The sequence below is a fragment of the Streptomyces sp. NPDC016469 genome (assembly GCF_040632905.1).
Taxonomy (GTDB): domain Bacteria; phylum Actinomycetota; class Actinomycetes; order Streptomycetales; family Streptomycetaceae; genus Streptomyces.
Genome location: NZ_JBEYCQ010000002.1, coordinates 331198 through 350081, shown reverse-complemented (window position 1 = coordinate 350081; position 18884 = coordinate 331198). Strand labels below are relative to the sequence as shown.

12 protein-coding genes are annotated in these 18884 nt (G+C 70.7%); 1 reads left to right on the top strand and 11 read right to left on the bottom strand.

Going from position 1 to position 18884, the window contains the following annotated elements:
- Nucleotides 1-122: 122 nt before the first annotated feature.
- Nucleotides 123-1745 carry an adenosine deaminase gene (locus ABZ565_RS03445; RefSeq protein ID WP_361019978.1) on the top strand — a complete coding sequence of 541 codons (1623 nt, stop codon included), beginning with the start codon at nucleotides 123-125 and terminating at the stop codon, nucleotides 1743-1745.
- Nucleotides 1746-1809: 64 nt separating this feature from the next.
- Here the strand turns inward: ABZ565_RS03445 and ABZ565_RS03440 are convergent, their stop codons facing one another.
- The 11 genes from ABZ565_RS03440 to cimA form a co-directional block, all read right to left on the bottom strand.
- Nucleotides 1810-3231, bottom strand: a complete 1422-nt coding sequence (locus tag ABZ565_RS03440; RefSeq protein WP_361019976.1) for a hypothetical protein — start codon at nucleotides 3229-3231, stop codon at nucleotides 1810-1812.
- Between the two features lie 72 nt (nucleotides 3232-3303).
- A complete protein-coding gene (locus ABZ565_RS03435; RefSeq protein ID WP_361019975.1) occupies nucleotides 3304-6381 on the bottom strand; it encodes a glycoside hydrolase family 3 N-terminal domain-containing protein in 3078 nt (1025 codons plus the stop codon).
- A 139-nt stretch (nucleotides 6382-6520) separates the two neighbouring features.
- Nucleotides 6521-8395: a discoidin domain-containing protein gene (locus ABZ565_RS03430; RefSeq protein WP_361019973.1), complete on the bottom strand. Its 1875-nt coding sequence runs from the start codon at nucleotides 8393-8395 to the stop codon at nucleotides 6521-6523.
- Between the two features lie 55 nt (nucleotides 8396-8450).
- A complete protein-coding gene (locus ABZ565_RS03425; RefSeq protein WP_361019971.1) occupies nucleotides 8451-9872 on the bottom strand; it encodes a GH1 family beta-glucosidase in 1422 nt (473 codons plus the stop codon).
- 41 nt (nucleotides 9873-9913) lie between these two features.
- Nucleotides 9914-10927 (bottom strand): ABC transporter ATP-binding protein, encoded by a 1014-nt coding sequence (locus ABZ565_RS03420; RefSeq protein WP_361019969.1) that lies wholly within the window; start codon nucleotides 10925-10927, stop codon nucleotides 9914-9916.
- Entirely contained in the window at nucleotides 10924-11910 is a 987-nt protein-coding gene (locus ABZ565_RS03415) for an ABC transporter permease (protein WP_361019967.1), read from the bottom strand. Before ABZ565_RS03415 ends, ABZ565_RS03420 begins: the two co-directional genes overlap by 4 nt.
- A 3-nt stretch (nucleotides 11911-11913) precedes the next feature.
- Nucleotides 11914-12894, bottom strand: a complete 981-nt coding sequence (locus ABZ565_RS03410) for an ABC transporter permease (protein ID WP_361019965.1) — start codon at nucleotides 12892-12894, stop codon at nucleotides 11914-11916.
- Nucleotides 12891-13949, bottom strand: a complete 1059-nt coding sequence (locus tag ABZ565_RS03405; RefSeq protein ID WP_361019963.1) for an ABC transporter ATP-binding protein — start codon at nucleotides 13947-13949, stop codon at nucleotides 12891-12893. The genes ABZ565_RS03410 and ABZ565_RS03405 overlap by 4 nt, the downstream gene beginning before the upstream one ends.
- A gap of 23 nt (nucleotides 13950-13972) precedes the next feature.
- Nucleotides 13973-15649: an ABC transporter substrate-binding protein gene (locus ABZ565_RS03400; RefSeq protein WP_361019961.1), complete on the bottom strand. Its 1677-nt coding sequence runs from the start codon at nucleotides 15647-15649 to the stop codon at nucleotides 13973-13975.
- 126 nt (nucleotides 15650-15775) lie between these two features.
- Nucleotides 15776-16750: a LacI family DNA-binding transcriptional regulator gene (locus tag ABZ565_RS03395; protein ID WP_361019959.1), complete on the bottom strand. Its 975-nt coding sequence runs from the start codon at nucleotides 16748-16750 to the stop codon at nucleotides 15776-15778.
- A gap of 348 nt (nucleotides 16751-17098) precedes the next feature.
- Nucleotides 17099-18706, bottom strand: a complete 1608-nt coding sequence (cimA, locus tag ABZ565_RS03390) for a citramalate synthase (protein ID WP_361019957.1) — start codon at nucleotides 18704-18706, stop codon at nucleotides 17099-17101.
- Between the last annotated feature and the right edge of the window lie 178 nt (nucleotides 18707-18884).

Sequence of the window (18884 nt, the reverse complement as noted above, 5' to 3'; positions counted from 1 at the left end):
GCAGAACTTTCCGCGCGGCCGGGCCGCTCCGCCAGGCACTCCCCCCACTCGTTCGAGTGGACGTTCCCGCCCAAAGGCATGATTCGCGGGCAAATGACGTTGGCGAGCGCGATCATGCCTCGGTGATCTCTACCAACCGGACGGCCCGCCGTCCCAAGTCCCCTCTGCTGGCCGGGATCGGCGGCGCCCTCGCCCTGCTGAGCCTGATCCCGGTGCTCCCCGCGACCGCCGCCGCTCCCGCGCGCGACGGCGCCGTACGCTCCACCGCCTTCGCGGCGCCGCGCCCGGTGACGCCCGCCGAACGCCGTACCGCCGCCTACCTGGACGCGCTGCGGGACCGGCCGGCGCGGCTGCGGGCGTTCTTCAAGGAACTGCCCAAGGGCGGTGACCTGCACAACCACCTGTCCGGCGCGGTGACCACGGAATACCTGCTCCAGCTGGCGATCGAGCAGGGGCTCTGCATCGACGCGACGATGACGGCGGTGGCGTCGCCGTGCGCCCCGGGCGCCCGGCCGGCCTCCGACGCGCGCACCGACGCCGCGTTCCGGCAGCAGATCATCCGGGCCTGGTCGATGCAGGACTTCCCGGCCGACGAGTCCGGGCACGACCACTTCTTCGACACCTTCGGCAAGTTCGGCATGGCCACCTGGTACGCCCGGGGCAAGATGCTGGCGAACGTCGCCGACACCGTGGTGAAGCAGAACCAGTTCTACCTGGAGACGATGGTCAGCCCGGCCTCCGAGAGCGCCAAGAAGCTGGCCGACGAGGTGGGTTACGACGCCGACCTCGCCGCGTTCCACCGCAAGCTGGCCGCCGGCGGCAAGCTGGACAAGGTCATCGACGAGGCGGTCCAGGAGGCCGACGACACCGACGTCCAGTTCCGCGAGGCCGCCCACTGCGACACCCCGCGCCCCGCCCCCGCCTGCCGGCTGCCCGTCCGGTGGATCTCGCAGGTCTCCCGTGGCAGCTCCCCGGCCCGCGTGTTCACGCAGATGGCGGTCGGCATGCGGCTGGCCGAGCGCGACCCGAGGTTCGTCGCGGTCAACCTCGTCCAGCCGGAGGACTGGGACAGCTCGCTGGAGAACTACAGCCTCCAGATGCGGATGCTGAAGTACCTGCGCGGGCAGTACCCGGGCGCCCACCTCACTCTGCACGCCGGTGAGCTGGCCCCGGGCCTGGTCAAGCCGGAGGACCTGACCTTCCACATCAACGAGGCGGTGCGGGTCGCCGGGGCCGAGCGCATCGGCCACGGCGTCGACCTGGTCCACGAGGACGACTGGCGCGCGCTGGCCCGGACGATGGCGCGGCGGCACGTGGCCGTCGAGGTGCCGTTCTCCAGCAACAAGCAGATCCTCGGCATCGCGGGCGACGACCACCCGTTCAACGCCTACCGCCGCTACGGCGTGCCGATCGTCCTCTCCACGGACGACCCGGGCGTCTCCCGGATCGACATCGGCCACGAGTACCAGTACGCCGCGAAGACGTACAGCCTCTCGTACACGGAGCTGAAGGACCTGGCCCGTGCCTCGCTGGAGTACGCCTTCCGCGACGGCCGCAGCCTGTGGGCCACCGGCACCGCCCCCTCCGACTACCGCGTGGTGGCGGCCTGCCGGGCCGACCGCCCCGGTGACGGACGCCCGAGCGCGCGCTGCGCGGACTACCTCGCGGGCAGCCCGAAGGCGGCGACCGAGTGGCGCCAGGAGGCGGCCTTCGCCGCGTTCGAACGGGCGCACGGCGGACGCTGAGCCGGTCGGATCGTGTCTGGAGGGGGTACGGGGCCCGGGCCCGTACCCCCTCCGTCATGTGCCCTCAGAACCCGCCGCCGAAGTCCCCTCCGCCGCCTCCGAAACCGCCGCCGTCTCCGCCTCCGAAGCCTCCCCCGTCACCGAAACCGCCGCCGTCGAAGCCGGACGAGTCGAAGTCCGTACCGGAGAAGTCGCCGCCGGAGAAGTCGCCGCCGCCCCCGTAGTCGCCGCCCCCGTAGTCCGCCGCGTACGCCGGGGTGGCGAGCATCGAGCCGAGCATGGTGCCGACCAGGAGGCCCGGCAGCAGCCCGCCGCCGAAGTAGCCGCCCGCCCACGGACCGTAGGCCGGGCCCGCCTCCCAGTACGGGCGGCGGGTGCCGTCGCCCACCTCGACCGTCCGGCTCATCGGGTCCTGGCCCTCGCTCAGCCGCACCTCGTCCGCCGCGCACACCGGGACCTCCCGGGCGCTGCCGCCCGCAGGGGACCAGCGGACGTCCGCGACCGAGGGGCCGTGGCGCGGGTCGAAGAAGCAGGGCGGGCGGCGGGCCGGGAGTTCGCGGCCGGAGCGGCGGGCGTCGAGCGCGGCCAGGGAGTACCGGCCGTCCTCCAGTGCCTGGGTCACCCCGCGCACGTCCGAGGGGTGTTTCGCGGCTGCCATACGCGACTTCGCGCTCTCGTAGGCGTCGAGGGCGCGTTCGTAGTCGGCGCGCATGGCGTCGTCGGCGCCGGGCTCCGCCGGGTGGAAGTCGAGCCGGTCCAGGGTCTCCCCGTAGGCCGTGATGTCCTCGTCCACGACCACCCGCAGCTTGTCGAGCGCGACCCGCTCCTCTCCCTCCTTGCGCCGGCGGTTGCGGCGCACGACCGTGTACGCGGCGGCCCCGCCGAGGACCACCACGGCACCGGTGACAGCCAGGCCGACGGCGGCCGAGCCGCCGGTCGATGCGGAGTGATCGCCGCCGCTCCAGGAGGCGGGGGCGCTGCCCCGGGCCTGTTCGACGGCGCGCTCCACGAAGGTGTCGAGCTGGGTCGCCGCGTCGGCGTCCGCGCCGGGGGTCTTCACGGCGGCGGTGAGGTTGATGACGGCGTTCCGGGACATCACCTGCGGGTCGGCGCCGGCGCTGAAGCCGTCGCCGAGGCGGATCGCGTAGACGCCGGTGATGCCCGTCTCGGCGCGCAGGGTGCGCAGCACGGTGTCCTCGGGGAAGGCTGCGGTGTTCGGCAGCACGGCCACGAACACCGGTTTGTCCGCGTCCTCGATCTTCTTGCTCAGCGCGGCGGCCTGGCTCCGGGAGAGCTGGTCGGCAGCGGCCGGGTCGACGTAGACCGGCCCCTTGCGCAGGGCCTGGGCGACGTCCTCCACGGTGGAGGCGGCGGGGGCGGCGGGGGCCGCCGCGGGGGCCAGGAAGAGGGCGAGGGCGGACAGCAGCGCCAGCAGCCCCGCCAGGAGTGCCGGGGCCGGAAAGCTGTGGAACGGCCTGTTCCGCATACTCCCAAGCTAACGCACACACGTACGAAACGGGCGGGCGGCCTCCTGGAGCCGCCCGCCCGTCCCGCGTCCTCAGGCGGCCCGGTAGGCGGTCCTGAGCTTCGCCACGGCACCGGTCAGATCACCGGTGAGCAGCAGGTGGTCGGCGTCCGCGAACGGCTTGGACACCTTCTCCGTCAGCTTGCCGCCGGTCTTCTGCTGGACCAGCAGCCGGGCCTGGCCGACGATCTCCCGGCCCACCTCGGTGCGGCCGAGGCCGCTCTTCTCGGCGACCTGGGCGGCCATGCCGAGCAGGGCGAGCGTGACCTCGCCGCCGGCCGGGGGCTTCTTCAGCGTGGTGAGACCCCAGCCGTACGGGAACTGGGGGTCGTACGACGCGTCGCCCACGTTGATCGGGAGCTGCGCCTCGGACTTGGGCCAGGTCACCGGGAGCTGCCCGGTGAAGGCCCGCTTGCCGAAGAGGACGTCGGCGACGCCGTCGCCCTCGGAGCCCGGCAGCCAGGACGCCACCAGCGCGTCGATGCCGTCGAGCTGGTCCCCGATGAGCTGGGGGCGGCCCGAGACGATCAGGACGGCGCACTTCATCGCGGCGCAGACCTTGTCGATCGCGGCCCGGTCGGCGTCGGACAGCTTCAGGTCGTGCCCGTTGCCGACGTCACCGACGCCCTCCGCGTACGGGGTCTCACCGACGACCACCACGCCCACGTCGTAGCCGGCGGTGTCGGCGGACGCGTCCTTGGAATACGTGACGGACGCGGCGTCCTTCTTCATGGCGGACAGGATCGTGGTGCCCGGGGTGATGGCGCCGGACGAGCCCTGCCAGCTGACGGTCCAGCCTCCCGCCTGGTTGCCGATGTCGTCGGCGTTGGAGCCGGCCACGTACACCTTCTGCGAGGACTTCAGCGGCAGCACGCCGCCGTCGTTCTTCAGCAGCACCTGCGACTTGGCGGCGGCCTCGCGGGCCACGGCCCGGTGCTCCGCCGAACCGATCCTGTCCAGGTTGCTGGTGTCCGCGTACGGCTGCTCGAAGAGGCCCAGCCTGAACTTCTGGGTCAGGATGCGGGCGACCGCGTCGTCGATCCGGGACTGCGGGACGCGCCCCGCGGCGACCTCGTCCTGGAGCGTCTTGGTGAAGTCCTTGTACTCGGTCGGGACCATGATCATGTCGAGCCCCGCGTTGATGGACGTGCGCACGTCGCTCGCGTAGTCGCCGGGGAGCTGGTCGATCGCCTTGTAGTCGCTGATGACGAAGCCCTCGAAGCCCATGCGGTCCTTGAGGACACCGTTGATCATCTCGGCGTCGCCGTGCATCTTCACCGGGCCCTTGTCGTCCCCGATGATGTCGAGCGAGGAGTAGGACGGCATGACCGTGCCGACGCCCCGCTCGACCGCGTCCTCGAAGGGCGCGAGGTGGACGGCCTCCAGCTCCTCCCGGGTGACCTTGGTGACGCCCTGGTCGATCGGGTACGAGCCGGTGGTGGACGAGCCGTACTCCGTACCGCCGTCGCCGACATAGTGCTTGGCGGTGGCCAGCACCTTGTCGTTGCGGTCCAGGTCCTTGCCGGACGCGGCGCCCTGCATGCCCTGGATCACCGTCTCCAGGGACTGCACGAGGGCCGGGTCCTCACCGTAGGACTCGTAGGAACGGCCCCAGCGCTCGTCGCGCGAGACGCAGAGGCAGGGCGCGAAGTCCCAGGGAACGCCGGTCGCGCGGACCTCGCTCGCGGTGACGGCGCCGGTCTTCCCGGCCAGCTTCGGGTCACGGGTGGCGCCGAGGCCGACGTTGTGCGGCATGACCGTCGAGCCGACCAGGTTGTTGTGGCCGTGCACCGCGTCCACGCCGTAGATCAGCGGGATCTGGAAGCGGGTCGCCTGGGCGCGCAGCTGGTAGCCGTCGATCATCTTCGCCCACGCCTCGGGGGTGTTGGGCGAGGGGACCGAGCCGCCGCCGGAGAGCAGCGAGCCGAGATCGTACGTGGCGATGTCGCCCTGGGACGCGAGCGCGTTGCGCTCGGCCTGGGTCATCTGGCCGGCCTTCTCGGCGGGCGACATCCGGGAGAGCAGGTCGGCGACCCGCTTCTTCACGGGCAGCTTGGCGTTCTGGTACGGCAGCCCGTGGGCGTCGATGACGACCTGCGGGTTCTCCTTCGGCGGCCGGGCGCCGGTGACGGTCAGCTCCAGCGGGACGGTCTTCGCGGTGGCGGCACCGGAGACCTTCTTCGTCGCGACGGCCACCTGGTGGGTGGTGCCCGACGCGGTCCCCGCCGGGAAGGTGTACGTGCCGCTGACCGGCGTGAAGTCGGTGCCGGCCTTCGCCGTGCCGCCCTTCGTCTCGTACGCGACGGTGACGGGCTCCTCCAGCGGGACGGACCCGGTCGTGGTCAGCGTGAAGCCGAGGGACGCGGACGCGCCCTGCTTCACCGGGACCACCGCCGCCTGGGTGACGACGCTCGCCTTCAGGGCCGCGTCGGCCTTGCCGTACAGCTCGACGCCGTCCATGGCGAACGCGCCGGGGGCGCCGGGCGGCAGAGTGAGGGCGTACCCCCACATCTCGTTCAGGCCGAGCACCTGGTCGATGCCGCCGACGGGCTGGTAGTCGCCCCGGTAGGTGAAGTCGGCGAACGGGATCTCGACGAGGTGCCAGCCCTCCCAGTCGTCGGTGAACGAGGTGGTCCACAGCTCGGACGCCTCGCCGTTGGCGCCGCCGTCCTTGATCTCGAAGGCGATCCGCTTGCCCGAACCGGGCGGCAGCGGCGCGGTGTTCTGGCCGTACCACCAGAACCGGATGCCCTTGTGGGCGGACCAGTCGTGGGCGGGCCGGTCGGCGGCGTAGTCGTGGCTGAAGCCGCCGTAGCCGCTGATGTCGTAGGTGCCTTCGAGGACCTTGGCGCCCTCGGGGGCGTCGGTGCGGTCCTTCAGCGCCAGGGTGGGCGGGTCGTCGGCGTCGCCGCCCCAGGTGAAGATGCCCTCGGCCGGCTGGTTGGCGAAGGGCACCTCCCCCTCGAAGCGGTCGACAGCGACCGGTGCCGGTTCGTCGGCGGCGGGTGCCGCCGTGGACGGGACGGCCCCGGCGAGCAGGCCGGCCATCACGGTGGCGGCGGCCAGCACGGCGGTCGCGGGTCTCGCCCGGCGGCGGGTGCGGGGAGGCATCTGTGCGGCTCCTTCGTACGGTGCCCGCGCGCGGCGCGGCGGGATGCCGGGCCGGGCGCGGGACGCGGGTGGTACCGGGAGGTGACGTGCCTGTGGGGGGCGGTGGTGCGTGGGGGGTGGCTCGGGGGGTCCGGGGGCTCTACTTCTTCTGCTCCACCCGCACCCAGTCGATCTCCGCCTTGACGCCGCCCTGCGCGACACGGTCGACGCTGGACTGCGGAAGGCCCCAGTAAGGGCTGGTGACCTTGTTCCACCCGGCGGGATACGCCCCGCCGAGCGCCAGGTTGAGGATCACGTACTGGTTGTGGTCGAAGACCCATTTGCCGCGCGTGGACTCCAGCTTGCTGCGGGAGGTCGTCTGCACGACGCGGTCGTCGACGGTGAACGTCATGCCCTCGGGCGTCCACTCGACGCCGTAGGTGTGCCACTGGTCGGCGCGGCCGCCGTTCGCGTACGTCTGCTGCTTGCCGATGTTGCCGTCGGCCGAGTAGCCGGGGCCGTGCAGGGCGGAGCTGGTCCAGTCGCCGTAGCCGATGTTCTCCATGATGTCGGTCTCGCCCGAGCCGGGCCAGGAGACGTCCGGGTTGTCGACGTCGCTGCCGAGCATCCAGAAGGCCGGCCAGAAGCCGTCGCCGACCGGCAGCTTCATGCGGGCGCTGACCTTGCCGTAGGTGAAGTCGAACTTGGTGTTGGTGTCGACGCGGCCCGAGGTGAAGTCGAAGGTGCCCGCGGGGGTCCGGGTGCAGCCCTTGCAGTACTTCGACTGCAGGACCAGGGAGCCGTTCTCGGTACGGATGTTGTCCGCCGAGTCGACGTATGCCTGGGATTCCCCGTTGACCGGGTTCATCTCCGTGCCGGTGCGTACGACCCGCCACTTGTCGCGGTCGAGGCCGGAGCCGGTGAAGTCGTCGAAGAAGGTGGTGGTGTAGGCGCCGCCGGGGTCCTTGGGGAGGGCCGGGTAGGCGGCGTTCGCACTGCCGCCGGTGCCCCACACCTGGAACTCGTAGAGCGAGTAGCCGAACTGGGCGGTGGCCGGCGCCGGGTTGTAGAACGAGCGGCGCTCCACGCCCAGCATCCGGACGTAGCGGCCGGTCGCCGGGGTGGCCAGTCTGACGGTGTCGTGCCGTCCGACGGCGTCGCCGGGCGACTTGACGTCCGCGCGGCGGGCGGCGACCTCGGCGGCGGACGGCTGGTGGACGGTGCGCCAGGTGCGGTTGTCGTCGGAGACCTGGATGCGGTAGTCGACGGCGTACGCGGCCTCCCAGTACAGGTCCACGGTGTCGATGACGGAGGTCGCGCCGAGGTCGACGCCCACCCAGCGGTTGGCGTTCCAGTCGCTGGACCAGCGGGACCGGTCGGCCTTCAGGTCGGCGGGCCAGCCGCCGTCGGTGACGAAGGCCGGTGAGTTGCCGGCGTGCTGGTAGAAGTCGCCGTACGCGGGGTGGTTGAGGGCGAGGTTGCTGCGGGTCGTGGAGGCCGGGGCGGGCTCTCCCCCGTACACCTTGAAGGAGTACAGCGAGTAGCCCCAGGGGGTGGCGCGCTGGATGCCGCGCATCCGGACGTAGCGGCCGGTGACCTCCTGCGGGTAGGTGTGCGCGGTGACGCTGCCGCCGGTGCCGTCGTCCTCGGTGTAGAAGGGGGTCCAGTCCGTGCCGTTCCTCGACACCTCCAGGACGTACTTCTTGCCGTAGGCGGCCTCCCAGTCGAGGGTGACGCTGCTGACGCGGATGACGGAGCCGAGGTCGACCCGGATCCAGGCGTCGTCGGCGAACTCGCTGGACCAGCGGGTGGCGCCGTCTCCGTCCGTCGCGGCCCCGGGGCCGGTGCCGGCGTTCTCGCTTCCGGAGGCGGTGACGGCGCCCGGGTTCGCGGCGTACGCGGAGGCGGCCCGGTCGGTGTCCCAGGCCGCGGCCTGGGCCGCCGCCGGCTTGGGGACCGGGGCGGCGAAGGCCATGGGGGCGGCGAGGGCGATCAGAGCGGCGGTGGTGGCTGCCAGGGTCGTACGAGAGGGCATGGTGGGGTATCCCGTTCGTATCGGTGAGGGTGAGCGGCCACACCCGCGGTCGCGGCTACGACGCGTCGCGGGTGAGCCGGATGGTGTCGCGGTACCACTTGGCGCTGTCCTTGAGCGTCCGCACCTGCGTGTCGTAGTCGACGCGGACGATGCCGAACCGCTTGTCGTAGCCGTAGGACCACTCGAAGTTGTCCATCAGCGACCAGGCGAAGTAGCCCCGCACGTCCGCCCCCTGGGCCCGGGCGGCGGCGACGGCGGCGATGTGGTCGGCGAGATAGGTGGTGCGGTCGGCGTCGTGGATCTCGCCGTCCGCGGAGACGGTGTCGTCGAAGGCGGCGCCGTTCTCCGTGATGACCGTCGGGAGGCCGTAGTCCTTCTCCAGACGGACCAGCAGGTCGGTGAGGGCGGTGGGGGTGATCTCCCAGTCCATGGCGGTACGCGGCAGGTCGCGCTCCACCTGCCGGGTGACGGGCAGCCCCTCCGCGTCGGTGGTCGCGCCGTCCTCCGTGACGCCGGAGAAGAGCGCGCCCCGGTAGAAGTTGACCCCGAGCACGTCCAGCGGCGTCGAGATCGCGGCCAGGTCGCCGTCCTGGACGGGCAGTTCGATGCCCTGGGCGGCGAGGTCGGCGACGATGTCCTGCGGGTAGGTGCCCTTGACGACCGGGTCCAGGTAGAGCCGGGCGCCCAGGCCGTCGGCGCGGCGGCACGCCTCGGCGTCCTCGTGGCTGTCGGTCTCCGGGGTCGCGGTGCCCAGGTTGAGGGTGATGCCGAGTTCCAGCTCGTTGCCCCGGGCGGCGGCCTGCTCGCGCAGGTACCGGGAGGCGAGACCGTGGCCGAGGAGCAGGTGGTGCACGGCGTGGATCGCCTCGCCGAAGTTCTGCCGGCCGGGCGCCTGGCCCCCGTAGGCGTAACCGAGCATCGCGGAGCACCAGGGCTCGTTGAGGGTGGTCCAGTGCTTCACCCGGTCGCCCAGGGCGTCGTAGGCGAGCGCGGCGTACTCGGCGAAGCGGTACGCGGTGTCGCGCACCGGCCAGCCTCCGGCGTCCTCCAGCTCCTGCGGCAGGTCCCAGTGGTAGAGGGTGACCCAGGGGGCGACGCCCTTGGCCTCCAGCTCGTCGAGCAGCCGCTTGTAGAAGTCCAGCCCCTTGGGATTGGCCGGGCCCCGGCCGCCCGGCTGGATGCGCGGCCAGGCCATCGAGAAGCGGTACGTGTCGACGCCGAGGTCCGCGATGAGCCGCACGTCCTCGGGCATCCGGTGGTAGTGGTCGCACGCCAGGTCACCGTTCTCACCGCGGACGACCATGCCCGGCACCCGGCAGTACGTGTCCCAGATGGACGGCGTCCTGCCGTCCTCGGCCGCCGCGCCCTCGATCTGGTACGCGGCTGTGGCGACGCCCCAGCGGAAGCCGGCGGGCAGACCGGGGACGGCTTGGGCGGTGATCTCGCGGGCGTATGCCTGAGGGGTGACGAGGTTCATGGTTCTCCTGTGGTGTGCGTTGCTCTGGGCGGCCGGCGGGGCTACGCGCGGGCGGCGGCGGTGGCCGGGGCCTCGTGGTGGAGCCAGCAGGCCACCGAGCGGGAGCCGTCCGCCCCGGGCGCCGCGAGCACCGGGACGTGGGTGTCGCAGCCCTCGGTCTTCTTGGCGCAGCGGGGGTGGAAGGCGCAGCCGGCGGGCATCGCCGAGAGGTGCGGGGGCGAGCCGGGGATGCCGCTGAGTTCGCGGCGGGGTCCGTGCAGCGCGGGGAAGGAGTGCAGCAGCCCGGCGCTGTACGGGTGGTGGGGGTCGCGGTAGATCTCGGTGGCGCCCGCCTCCTCCACGATCCGGCCGCCGTACATGATCGCGATCCGGTCGGAGAACTCGATCAGCAGCGAGATGTCATGGGTGATGAAGACGACCGAGAACCCCAGCTCCTCGCGGAGCCGGACCAGCTGGCGCAGGATCTGCCGCTGCATGACCACGTCGAGCGCGGTCGTCGGCTCGTCCATGATGACGATCTCGGGTTCCAGGGCGAGCGCCATCGCGATCATCACGCGCTGGCGCATGCCGCCGGACAGCTGGTGCGGGTAGGCGCCGAGCCGGTCCGGGGAGATCCCGACGAGGCTGAGGAGTTCCCGCGCCCGGGCGGTGCGGTCGGCCTTCCGCATCTCCGGGCGGTGCGCCTGGAGCACGTCGGTGAGCTGGGCGTGGACCGTGTAGACGGGGTTCAGCGAGTTCATCGCGCCCTGGAAGACGATGGACAGCTCCTGCCAGCGGAAGGCGCGCAGCTGGGCCGCCGACATGGCCAGCAGGTCCAGTGCCTCGCCGTCGCGCCCGTGGTAGTGGACCTCGCCGCCGGTGATGACACCGGGCGGGGAGAGGAGCCGGGTGACCGCGTAGGCCAGGGTGGACTTCCCGGAGCCGGACTCGCCGGCGAGGCCGAGGACCTCGCCGCGGTGCAGGGTGAGGTCGATGTCGCGCAGGGCGTGCACGGCGTCGGTGCCGGTCCCGTAGTCCACGTTGAGGCCGCTGATGGTGAGGACGGGCTCGCTCATGAGCGGGTCTCCTTGTGGCGCTGGGTGCCGGTGCCGGGACGGGCCACCGGGGTGAAGCCGACGCGCATCTTGACCTTGCGGGAGCCGCCGGTCTCGGTGCGCAGTCGCGGGTTGACGAACTCGTCGATGCCGAAGTTGATCAGGGCGAGGGACATGCCGAGCAGGGCGATGCAGAGCCCGGCCGGGACGAACCACCACCAGGCGCCCTGGGCCAGGGCCTGGCTGGACTGCGCCCAGAACAGGACGGTCCCCCAGTTCCAGTTGGAGATGTCGGCGACGCCGATGAAGGCGAGGGTGATCTCGGAGAGGATCGCGAAGATGACCGTGCCGACGAAGCCAGAGGCGATGACGGCGGTGAGGTTCGGCATCACCTCGAAGAGGATGATCCGCCAGGTCGGCTCGCCCGTGGCGCGGGCCGCCTCCACGTAGTCGCGGCGGCGCAGCGACAGCGTCTGGGCGCGCAGCACGCGGGCGCCCCAGGCCCAGGAGGTGACGGCGATGACGAAGGCGATGAGCAGGTCGCCGGCGTCCGTGACGAAGCTGGCGATGATGATGATCAGCGGCAGTCCGGGGATGACCAGGAAGACGTTGGACAGCAGCGACAGCACCTCGTCGGCCAGCCCGCCGAGGAAGCCGGCGGTGACGCCGATCAGCACGGACAGGGCGGTGGCGAGGATGCCCGCGACGAAGCCGACGACGAGCACGCCCCGGGTGCCGACGAGGATCTGCGAGAGCACGTCCTGGCCGGTCTGCGTGGTGCCGAACCAGTGCGAACCGGAGGGCGCCTGCAACAGGTCCTGGCTCATCGTGTCGGGGTCGTACGGGGCGATCCACGGGCCGATGATCGCGATCAGCACGAAGAAGAGCAGGATGCCCAGTCCGATGACGGTCTTCCGGCCGCGCAGGAACCGGAACTTGCGCTTGCTCGCTGCCGGGGTTTCGGCGGCATCGAGTACGGCGACCTCGGTGGCGGTGACGGCCATGTCCTACGCCTCCCTTCGGGTACGGGGGTCGAGGAGCATGTAGAGGATGTCGGCGATGAGGTTCGCCGCGAGGACGGAGAGCGTGATGATGAGGAAGATGCCCTGCATGAGGGGGTAGTCCTTGGCGCCCACGCCCTGGAAGAGCTGGTAGCCGATGCCCGGGTAGGAGAAGACCATCTCCACCAGGAGCGTGCCGCCGACGATGAAGCCGAGCGAGAGGGCGAACCCGGAGATGTTGGGCAGGATCGCGTTGCGTGCCGCGTAACCGAACATCACCCGGCGCTCCGAGAGGCCCTTGGCCTGGGCGACCATGACGTAGTCCTCGCTGGACACCGTCACCATCATGTTCCGCATGCCGAGGATCCAGCCGGCGACCGCGCTGAGGACGATCGTGAAGCCGGGCAGCACCCCGTGGTAGAGCGCGCTGGAGATGAACGGCCAGTCGAAGGCGGGCACCAGCGAGTTGTCGTAGCCGCCGTCGGCCGGGAAGAGCGGCCACTTCACGGCGAACAGCGAGATCGCGATGAGCCCGAGCCAGAAGTACGGGATGGACGAGATGAACGTGGTGACGGGCAGCAGGCTGTCCATCCAGGAGCCGCGCCGCCAGCCCGTGAAGACCCCGATGCCGGTGCCGAGCAGGAAGCTGATCAGCGTGGTGATGCCGACGAGCGCCAGCGTCCAGGGCAGCGACTGCGCGATGACCTCGCTGACCGGGGTCGGGAAGAAGGTGAACGACAGGCCGAGGTCGCCGTGGAACAGGTGCGCCCAGTAGTCGGTGTACTGCTCCCAGATCGACTGCTTCTTGTCGAGGCCGAAGAGGGCCTTCAGCGAGTCGATGGCGCTGGTGTCGAGCTGGCCCTGGAAGCGGGCGATGAGCGCCTGGACCGGGTCACCGGGCATCAGGCGCGGGATGAGGAAGTTGATAGTGATCGCGGCCCAGGCCGTGACCAGGTAGAAGGCGAGCCGTTGGAGCAGGAACTTCACTTCGCAGCCTCCTTCTCGTGGTCGTCGGTGCGGGTGCCGGTGCCCTCGTAGAGCCAGCAGGCGGCCCACTGGCCGTCGGCCAGGTCGAACCGGGGCGGCAGCTCGGTGCGGCAGCGCTCCATCGCCTTGGGGCAGCGGGGGTGGAAGCGGCAGCCGGCGGGCGGGGCGATGAGCGACGGGGGCTCGCCGGTACCGGCGTCCTCCGGCTCGTCCTCGTCGCCCGCCCGGTCGGGGTGCGGGGCGGAGGCGATGAGCAGCTGGGTGTAGGGGTGTGCGGGGCGCTGGGTGACGGTCTCGCTGTCACCGCCCTCGACGATGCGGCCCGCGTACATCACCAGGGTGGTGTCCGCGAAGTAGCGGGCGGACGCGATGTCGTGGGTGATGTAGAGGATCGCGAGGTGGAGCCGGTCCTTGAGGTCCTTGAGCAGGTTGAGCACCCCGAGCCGGATGGACACGTCCAGCATCGAGACCGGCTCGTCGGCCAGGAGGACCTGGGGGTCGGCGCCGAGCGCGCGGGCGATGGCCACGCGCTGGCGCTGACCGCCCGACAGCTCGTGCGGGAACTTGTCCAGGTACTGATGAGGAGGAGTCAGCTGGACGCGGTTCAGCAGAGCGGTCAGGTTCTGTTCCAGTTCCGCCTCGCCGCTGCCCGCCCGGCCGTGGATCTTCAGCGACCGGGTCAGGTGGTAGCGCACGGTGTGCACGGGGTTCAGCGAGGCGAACGGGTCCTGGAAGATGAGCTGGACCCGGCGTACGTAACTGCGGAAGGACCGGCCACGTCCGGCCTTCACCGGCTGTCCGCCCAGGTGGATCTCGCCCGAGGTGAGCGGATACAGCTGGGCGAGCAGTCTGGCGACGGTGGACTTCCCGGAGCCCGACTCCCCCACCAGTGCCGTGACGGTGCCGCGCCGCAGTCGCAGCGAGACGTCGTCCACGGCGTGGACGGTACGGCGTGTGCGCGCGAGGAGGTCGCGGGCGTTGCGCCGCACGGCGAAGTGCTTGGTGACTCCGCGTGCTTCGAGCACGATGTGGTTGTTCTCTGGCTGTTCAGACATGGCCGGTACCTGATCCCTGCGTACTACTTGGCGGGCTTGAGATTCAGCACGACTTCCAGCGAGGTGCGCTGGGTGTGCTGCGGGTCCGCGTAGGGGTTGTCCTCGGTGGGCCAGCCCACCCAGTTCTTCGTGGAGTACTCCGCCCCGATGGGCGCGGCCGCGGTCGGGATCATCGGGACCTGCTCGACCATGATCTTCTGGAGCGTGTTCATCGCCTCGTTGCGGGCGGTGTCCGTGGTGGCCTGGGCGAAGTCCTTCAGCGCCTCGGTCGCCTCGGTGCTCTTGAAGCGGCCGAAGTTGCCGGACTGGGACGGCTTGCCGACGGGCTGGAGCAGAGCGCCGTCCATGATGTTCTGGTACATGTCGTACGGCGTCGCGCCGCTGTTGGTCCAGTGCAGGGTGGCGTCGAAGTTGCCGTTGGCGACGTTCGCGCCCCAGGCGTCCGCGGTCTGCGTCTTGACCTTGGCGTCGATGCCGATCTTCTTGATGTTGTCCTTGATGATCGACAGACCGGTGATGTAGTCGTTCCAGCCGGCCGGGTCGGTCAGGGTGAGCTTCACCGGCTTGCCGCTCGGGTCCTTGAGGACACCGCCGCTGAGCGTGAAGCCGGCCTTCTCCAGGACCTTCTTGGCGCCCTCGACGTCCGGCGTGGTGGTGGCCTTCTTGTAGTCCGGGGCGACGAAGGACTCACCGGCGGGCAGCGGGATGCCGGTGGGGTTGGTGATCTCCGGGTAGAGCGTCGCCTCGGCCTGGGTGTAGATGGCCTTGCGGTCGATGACCATCGCCATGGCCTTGCGGAGCGCCGGGTCGTCGAACGGCTTGCGGGTGGTGTTGAACCAGAGGCCGTGGATGCCGAGGCCGGAGGGGAACCACAGCTTGTGGTTCTTCGGGTCCTTGTCGATGAACAGCTTCTTGAAGTCCGGCATGAAGACGAACGACCACTCCAGCTTGCCGCTGGCCAGCGCGGTGGTCGCCGCGTTGTTGTCGTTGTACGTGCTGTAACGCAGCTCCTTGACCTTGGTCGACCCCTTCCAGTAGGTCGGCGTCGCGGTCAGCGTGGTGGTCTGCGGCGTGAAGGTCTTCAGCTTGTACGGGCCCGAGCCGACGGGGTTCCGGTTCGGCCAGGTCTCCGGGTTGTCGACCTTCTCCCAGATGTGCTTGGGCACGATGTACTGCTGGAGGATCTTGTTCTGGTTGACGTACTGCGAGGCGTTGAAGGTCAGGATGACCTTCTTGTCCTTGACCTCGATCCCGCCCCACTGGATGCCGTCGGCGTTGAGGGCCGGGTGCTTCTTCAGCAGGCTGAAGGTGTACGCCACGTCGTCGGCGGTCAGCGGCTTGCCGTCGGCCCACTTGGCGCGCTCGTCGATGGTGAGGGTGACCTTCGTGAAGTTGAGGTCCCACTTCCAGTCGGTCGCCAGCCACGGGTCGGGCTTGTCGGCGGGCCGGATCTGGCTCACCATCGCCAGCGGCTCGTAGATCATCCAGCGGTAGCCGAGGGTGGCGCCGGCCGAGGTGTTGAGGAACGGGTTGCTGTTGTTCGTCTGCGGCCCGTCCGGCTTGCCGATGTTCAGGACGCCCGTAGCGGCACCGCCGCCGTTCTTGTTGTGGTTCGAGTTGGCCGAGGAACAGCCTGCGGCGAGTGCGACCACCGCGGTGGCGAGCGCGGCCGCTCTCAGCGTGTGACGGCGTGCGGACATAACGACTCCAGGAGGGACTGGCGGGTCTGTGGATTCCGGAAACGGGCAGCGCTGGGCGCGCCTGGGTACGGGCTTGCTGTACAGGCGGTGCGGGTGCGGGAGTGGGCCTGGGGGTGCCCTTGTCCGCTAGGGCGCCGAGTGGCGCACGACCAATTCGGTGGGGAGCACGACCGGGGTGTCCGGCGCGAGCGTGCCGCCCAGGTGGGAGAGGAGCATCCGTGCGGCCGTCTCACCCATCTGCCGGGTGGGCTGGCGCACGGTGGTCAGGGGCGGTTCGGTGTGCTCGGACATCGGGATGTCGTCGAAGCCGACGACCGCGATGTCACCGGGCACGCTCTTCCCCGCGGCGCGCAACGCCCGCAGCACGCCGGCCGCGGTGATGTCGTTGTGCGCGAAGACCGAGTCGAACTCCGTGCCCGAGGCGAGGAGTTCCTCCACGGCGAGCCGGCCGGAGCGTTCGGTGAAGTCCCCCAGGACGACGAGGTCCGTGGGGAGGACCGAGACGAACCCGGCCGTCCGGTCGCGTACGCAGCCGAAGTGCTGGGGGCCGGTGATCACGACGGGCCTGGTGCGACCGGCGTCCCGCAGATGGCGGGCGGCCGACGCGCCTCCTTCGTGGTTGGTGGTCACGACGGAGGGAAATTCGGGGTGGTGGCCGCGGTCGTCGATGAGCACGATCGGCAGGCCGTCGCGGTGCAGTTCCGTGAGGTGGTCCAGGGTGTTCTCGGGTTCCACCACCACCAGGCCGTCGAAGGCCCGCGCCGACACCTGGCTGGTGAAGCGCTCCACGGACTCGGCCCCGCGGTTGCAGGTGAACAGCAGCAGCCCGTAGTCGGCGGCCTCGACGGTGTCGACCACGCCCTGGAGCAGCTCGCCCATCCAGGGCCAGGTCAGCGAGGGCACCAGCATGCCGACCGTACGGCTGCTGCCGCGGGCCAGGCCGACGGCGCCCGAGCTGGGCACATAACCGAGCTGTGCGATCACTTCGCGAACGCGCGCCGCCGTCGAACCGTCCACCTCGCCCTTGGTGTTGATGACCCGGGACACGGTCGTCTTGCTGACGCCGGCCTCGCGGGCGACATCAGCGATGGTGACTCGCATCGGGGGCCTCCAGGACACAACGGGACAGAGAGAACGGCCGCAACGGCCGACGATGGAACCGGTGCCGCAACCGGTTCCGGAACCGGTACCGGCGTTGGTGGCGTGAGTTAACCCCGCTGGAACACGGCCGTCAATACTTCACGTCGAGATTGGTCCGTACCCATCTGATAACGAGAAGAACACGGTCCTTTCGTTCAATTCCTGAACGCGAAGAACTCTTGACGCGGACACCCGGAATCCCGTTCACTCAGTCCCCGTACGGGGCCGTACACGCGAACGCCCCCGCCCGCCCTGCCGGTTGAGGCGGGCGGACGGGGGCGGGCGTGTACGGGTCGGGCCCCGCGGGCGTCAGTCGGTCGGTTCGAGGCCGGCGCGCAGCAGCCCGTAGGTGTACGCGTCCTCCAGCGCCTGCCAGGACGCGGAGATGATGTTCTCGGCGACCCCGACGGTCGACCACTCGGCGGTCCCGTCGCCGGTGGTGATCAGGACGCGGGTGGTGGAGTCGGTGCCGGTGCGGCCCTCCAGGATGCGGACCTTGTAGTCCGTCAGCTCCAGCTTGGCGAGCTGCGGGTAGATCCGCTCCAGGGCCACGCGCAGCGCCCGGTCCAGGGCGTTGACCGGCCCGTTGCCCTCGGCGGTGGCGACGATCCGCTCACCCTTGGCCCACAGCTTCACGGTCGCCTCGTTGGCGTGGGTGCCGTCGGGGCGGTCCTCGACGATCGCCCGCCAGGACTCGGTGCGGAAGTAGCGCCGCACCCGGCCCTCGGCCTCGGCGCGCAGCAGGAGCTCGAAGGAGGCGTCGGCCGCCTCGTAGGTGTAGCCCTTGAGCTCGCGCTCCTTGACCCGCGCGACGACCCGGGCGACCAGCTCCCGGTCGCCCCCGAGGTCGATGCCGAGTTCGTCGCTCTTCAGCTCGATGGAGGCCCGCCCGGCCATGTCGGAGACCAGCATCCGCATGGTGTTGCCGACCAGGGCGGGGTCGATGTGCTGGTAGAGGTCCGGGTCGACCTTGATCGCGGAGGCGTGCAGCCCGGCCTTGTGCGCGAAGGCCGAGACACCGACGTACGGCTGGTGCGTGGAGGGGGTCAGGTTGACCACCTCGGCGATGGCGTGCGAGACGCGGGTCATGTCGGCGAGGGCGCCGTCGGGGAGGACCCGCTTGCCGTACTTGAGTTCCAGCGCGGCGACGACCGGGAAGAGGTTGGCGTTGCCCACGCGCTCGCCGTAGCCGTTGGCGGTGCACTGGACGTGCGTGGCGCCCGCGTCGACGGCGGCGAGGGTGTTGGCGACGGCGCAGCCCGTGTCGTCCTGGGCGTGGATGCCGAGCCGGGCGCCGGTGTCGGCGAGGACCGTGGAGACGACGGCCTGGATCTGGGCCGGGAGCATCCCGCCGTTGGTGTCGCAGAGAATGACCACGTCGGCGCCGGCCTCGGCGGCGGCCTTCACGACGGCCTTGGCGTACTCGGGGTTGGCGCGGTATCCGTCGAAGAAGTGCTCGCAGTCCACGAAGACCCGGCGGCCCTGCTCGCGGAGGTGGGCGACGGTGTCGCGGACCATCTCCAGGTTCTCCTCCAGCGTGGTGCGCAGCGCGAGCTCCACGTGGCGGTCGTGGGACTTGGCGACCAGCGTGATCACCGGGGCGCCGGACTCCAGCAGCGCCTTGACCTGGGGGTCCGTCGCTGCCGAGCCGCCCGCCCTGCGGGTCGCGCCGAAGGCGACCAGCTCGGCGTTCTTGAACTCGATCTCCTGGCGCGCACGGGCGAAGAACTCGGTGTCGCGGGGGTTGGCGCCGGGCCAGCCGCCCTCGATGAAGCCGACGCCGAACTCGTCCAGGTGCCGGGCGATGGTCAGTTTGTCGGCGACCGTCAGGTTGATGCCTTCACGCTGTGAACCGTCGCGCAGCGTGGTGTCGAAGACATGGAAGCTGTCGTCGGTGGGCTTGGCCTTGGTGGTCATTGCTGGTCTGACTCCTGTCGGATGAGTGGATCCGGACGATCTGGCTCCACTTGCCCCCATCATCCCGTGCGCCGCGTTCCCGGCCGAGGTGGAGGCCGGAAAACAAAAAACCCCTCGCGGGTGCGAGAGGTCTGCGCGCGGGTCTGGGGCACGGTGGCCGTGCCGTACGTGGTGGTAC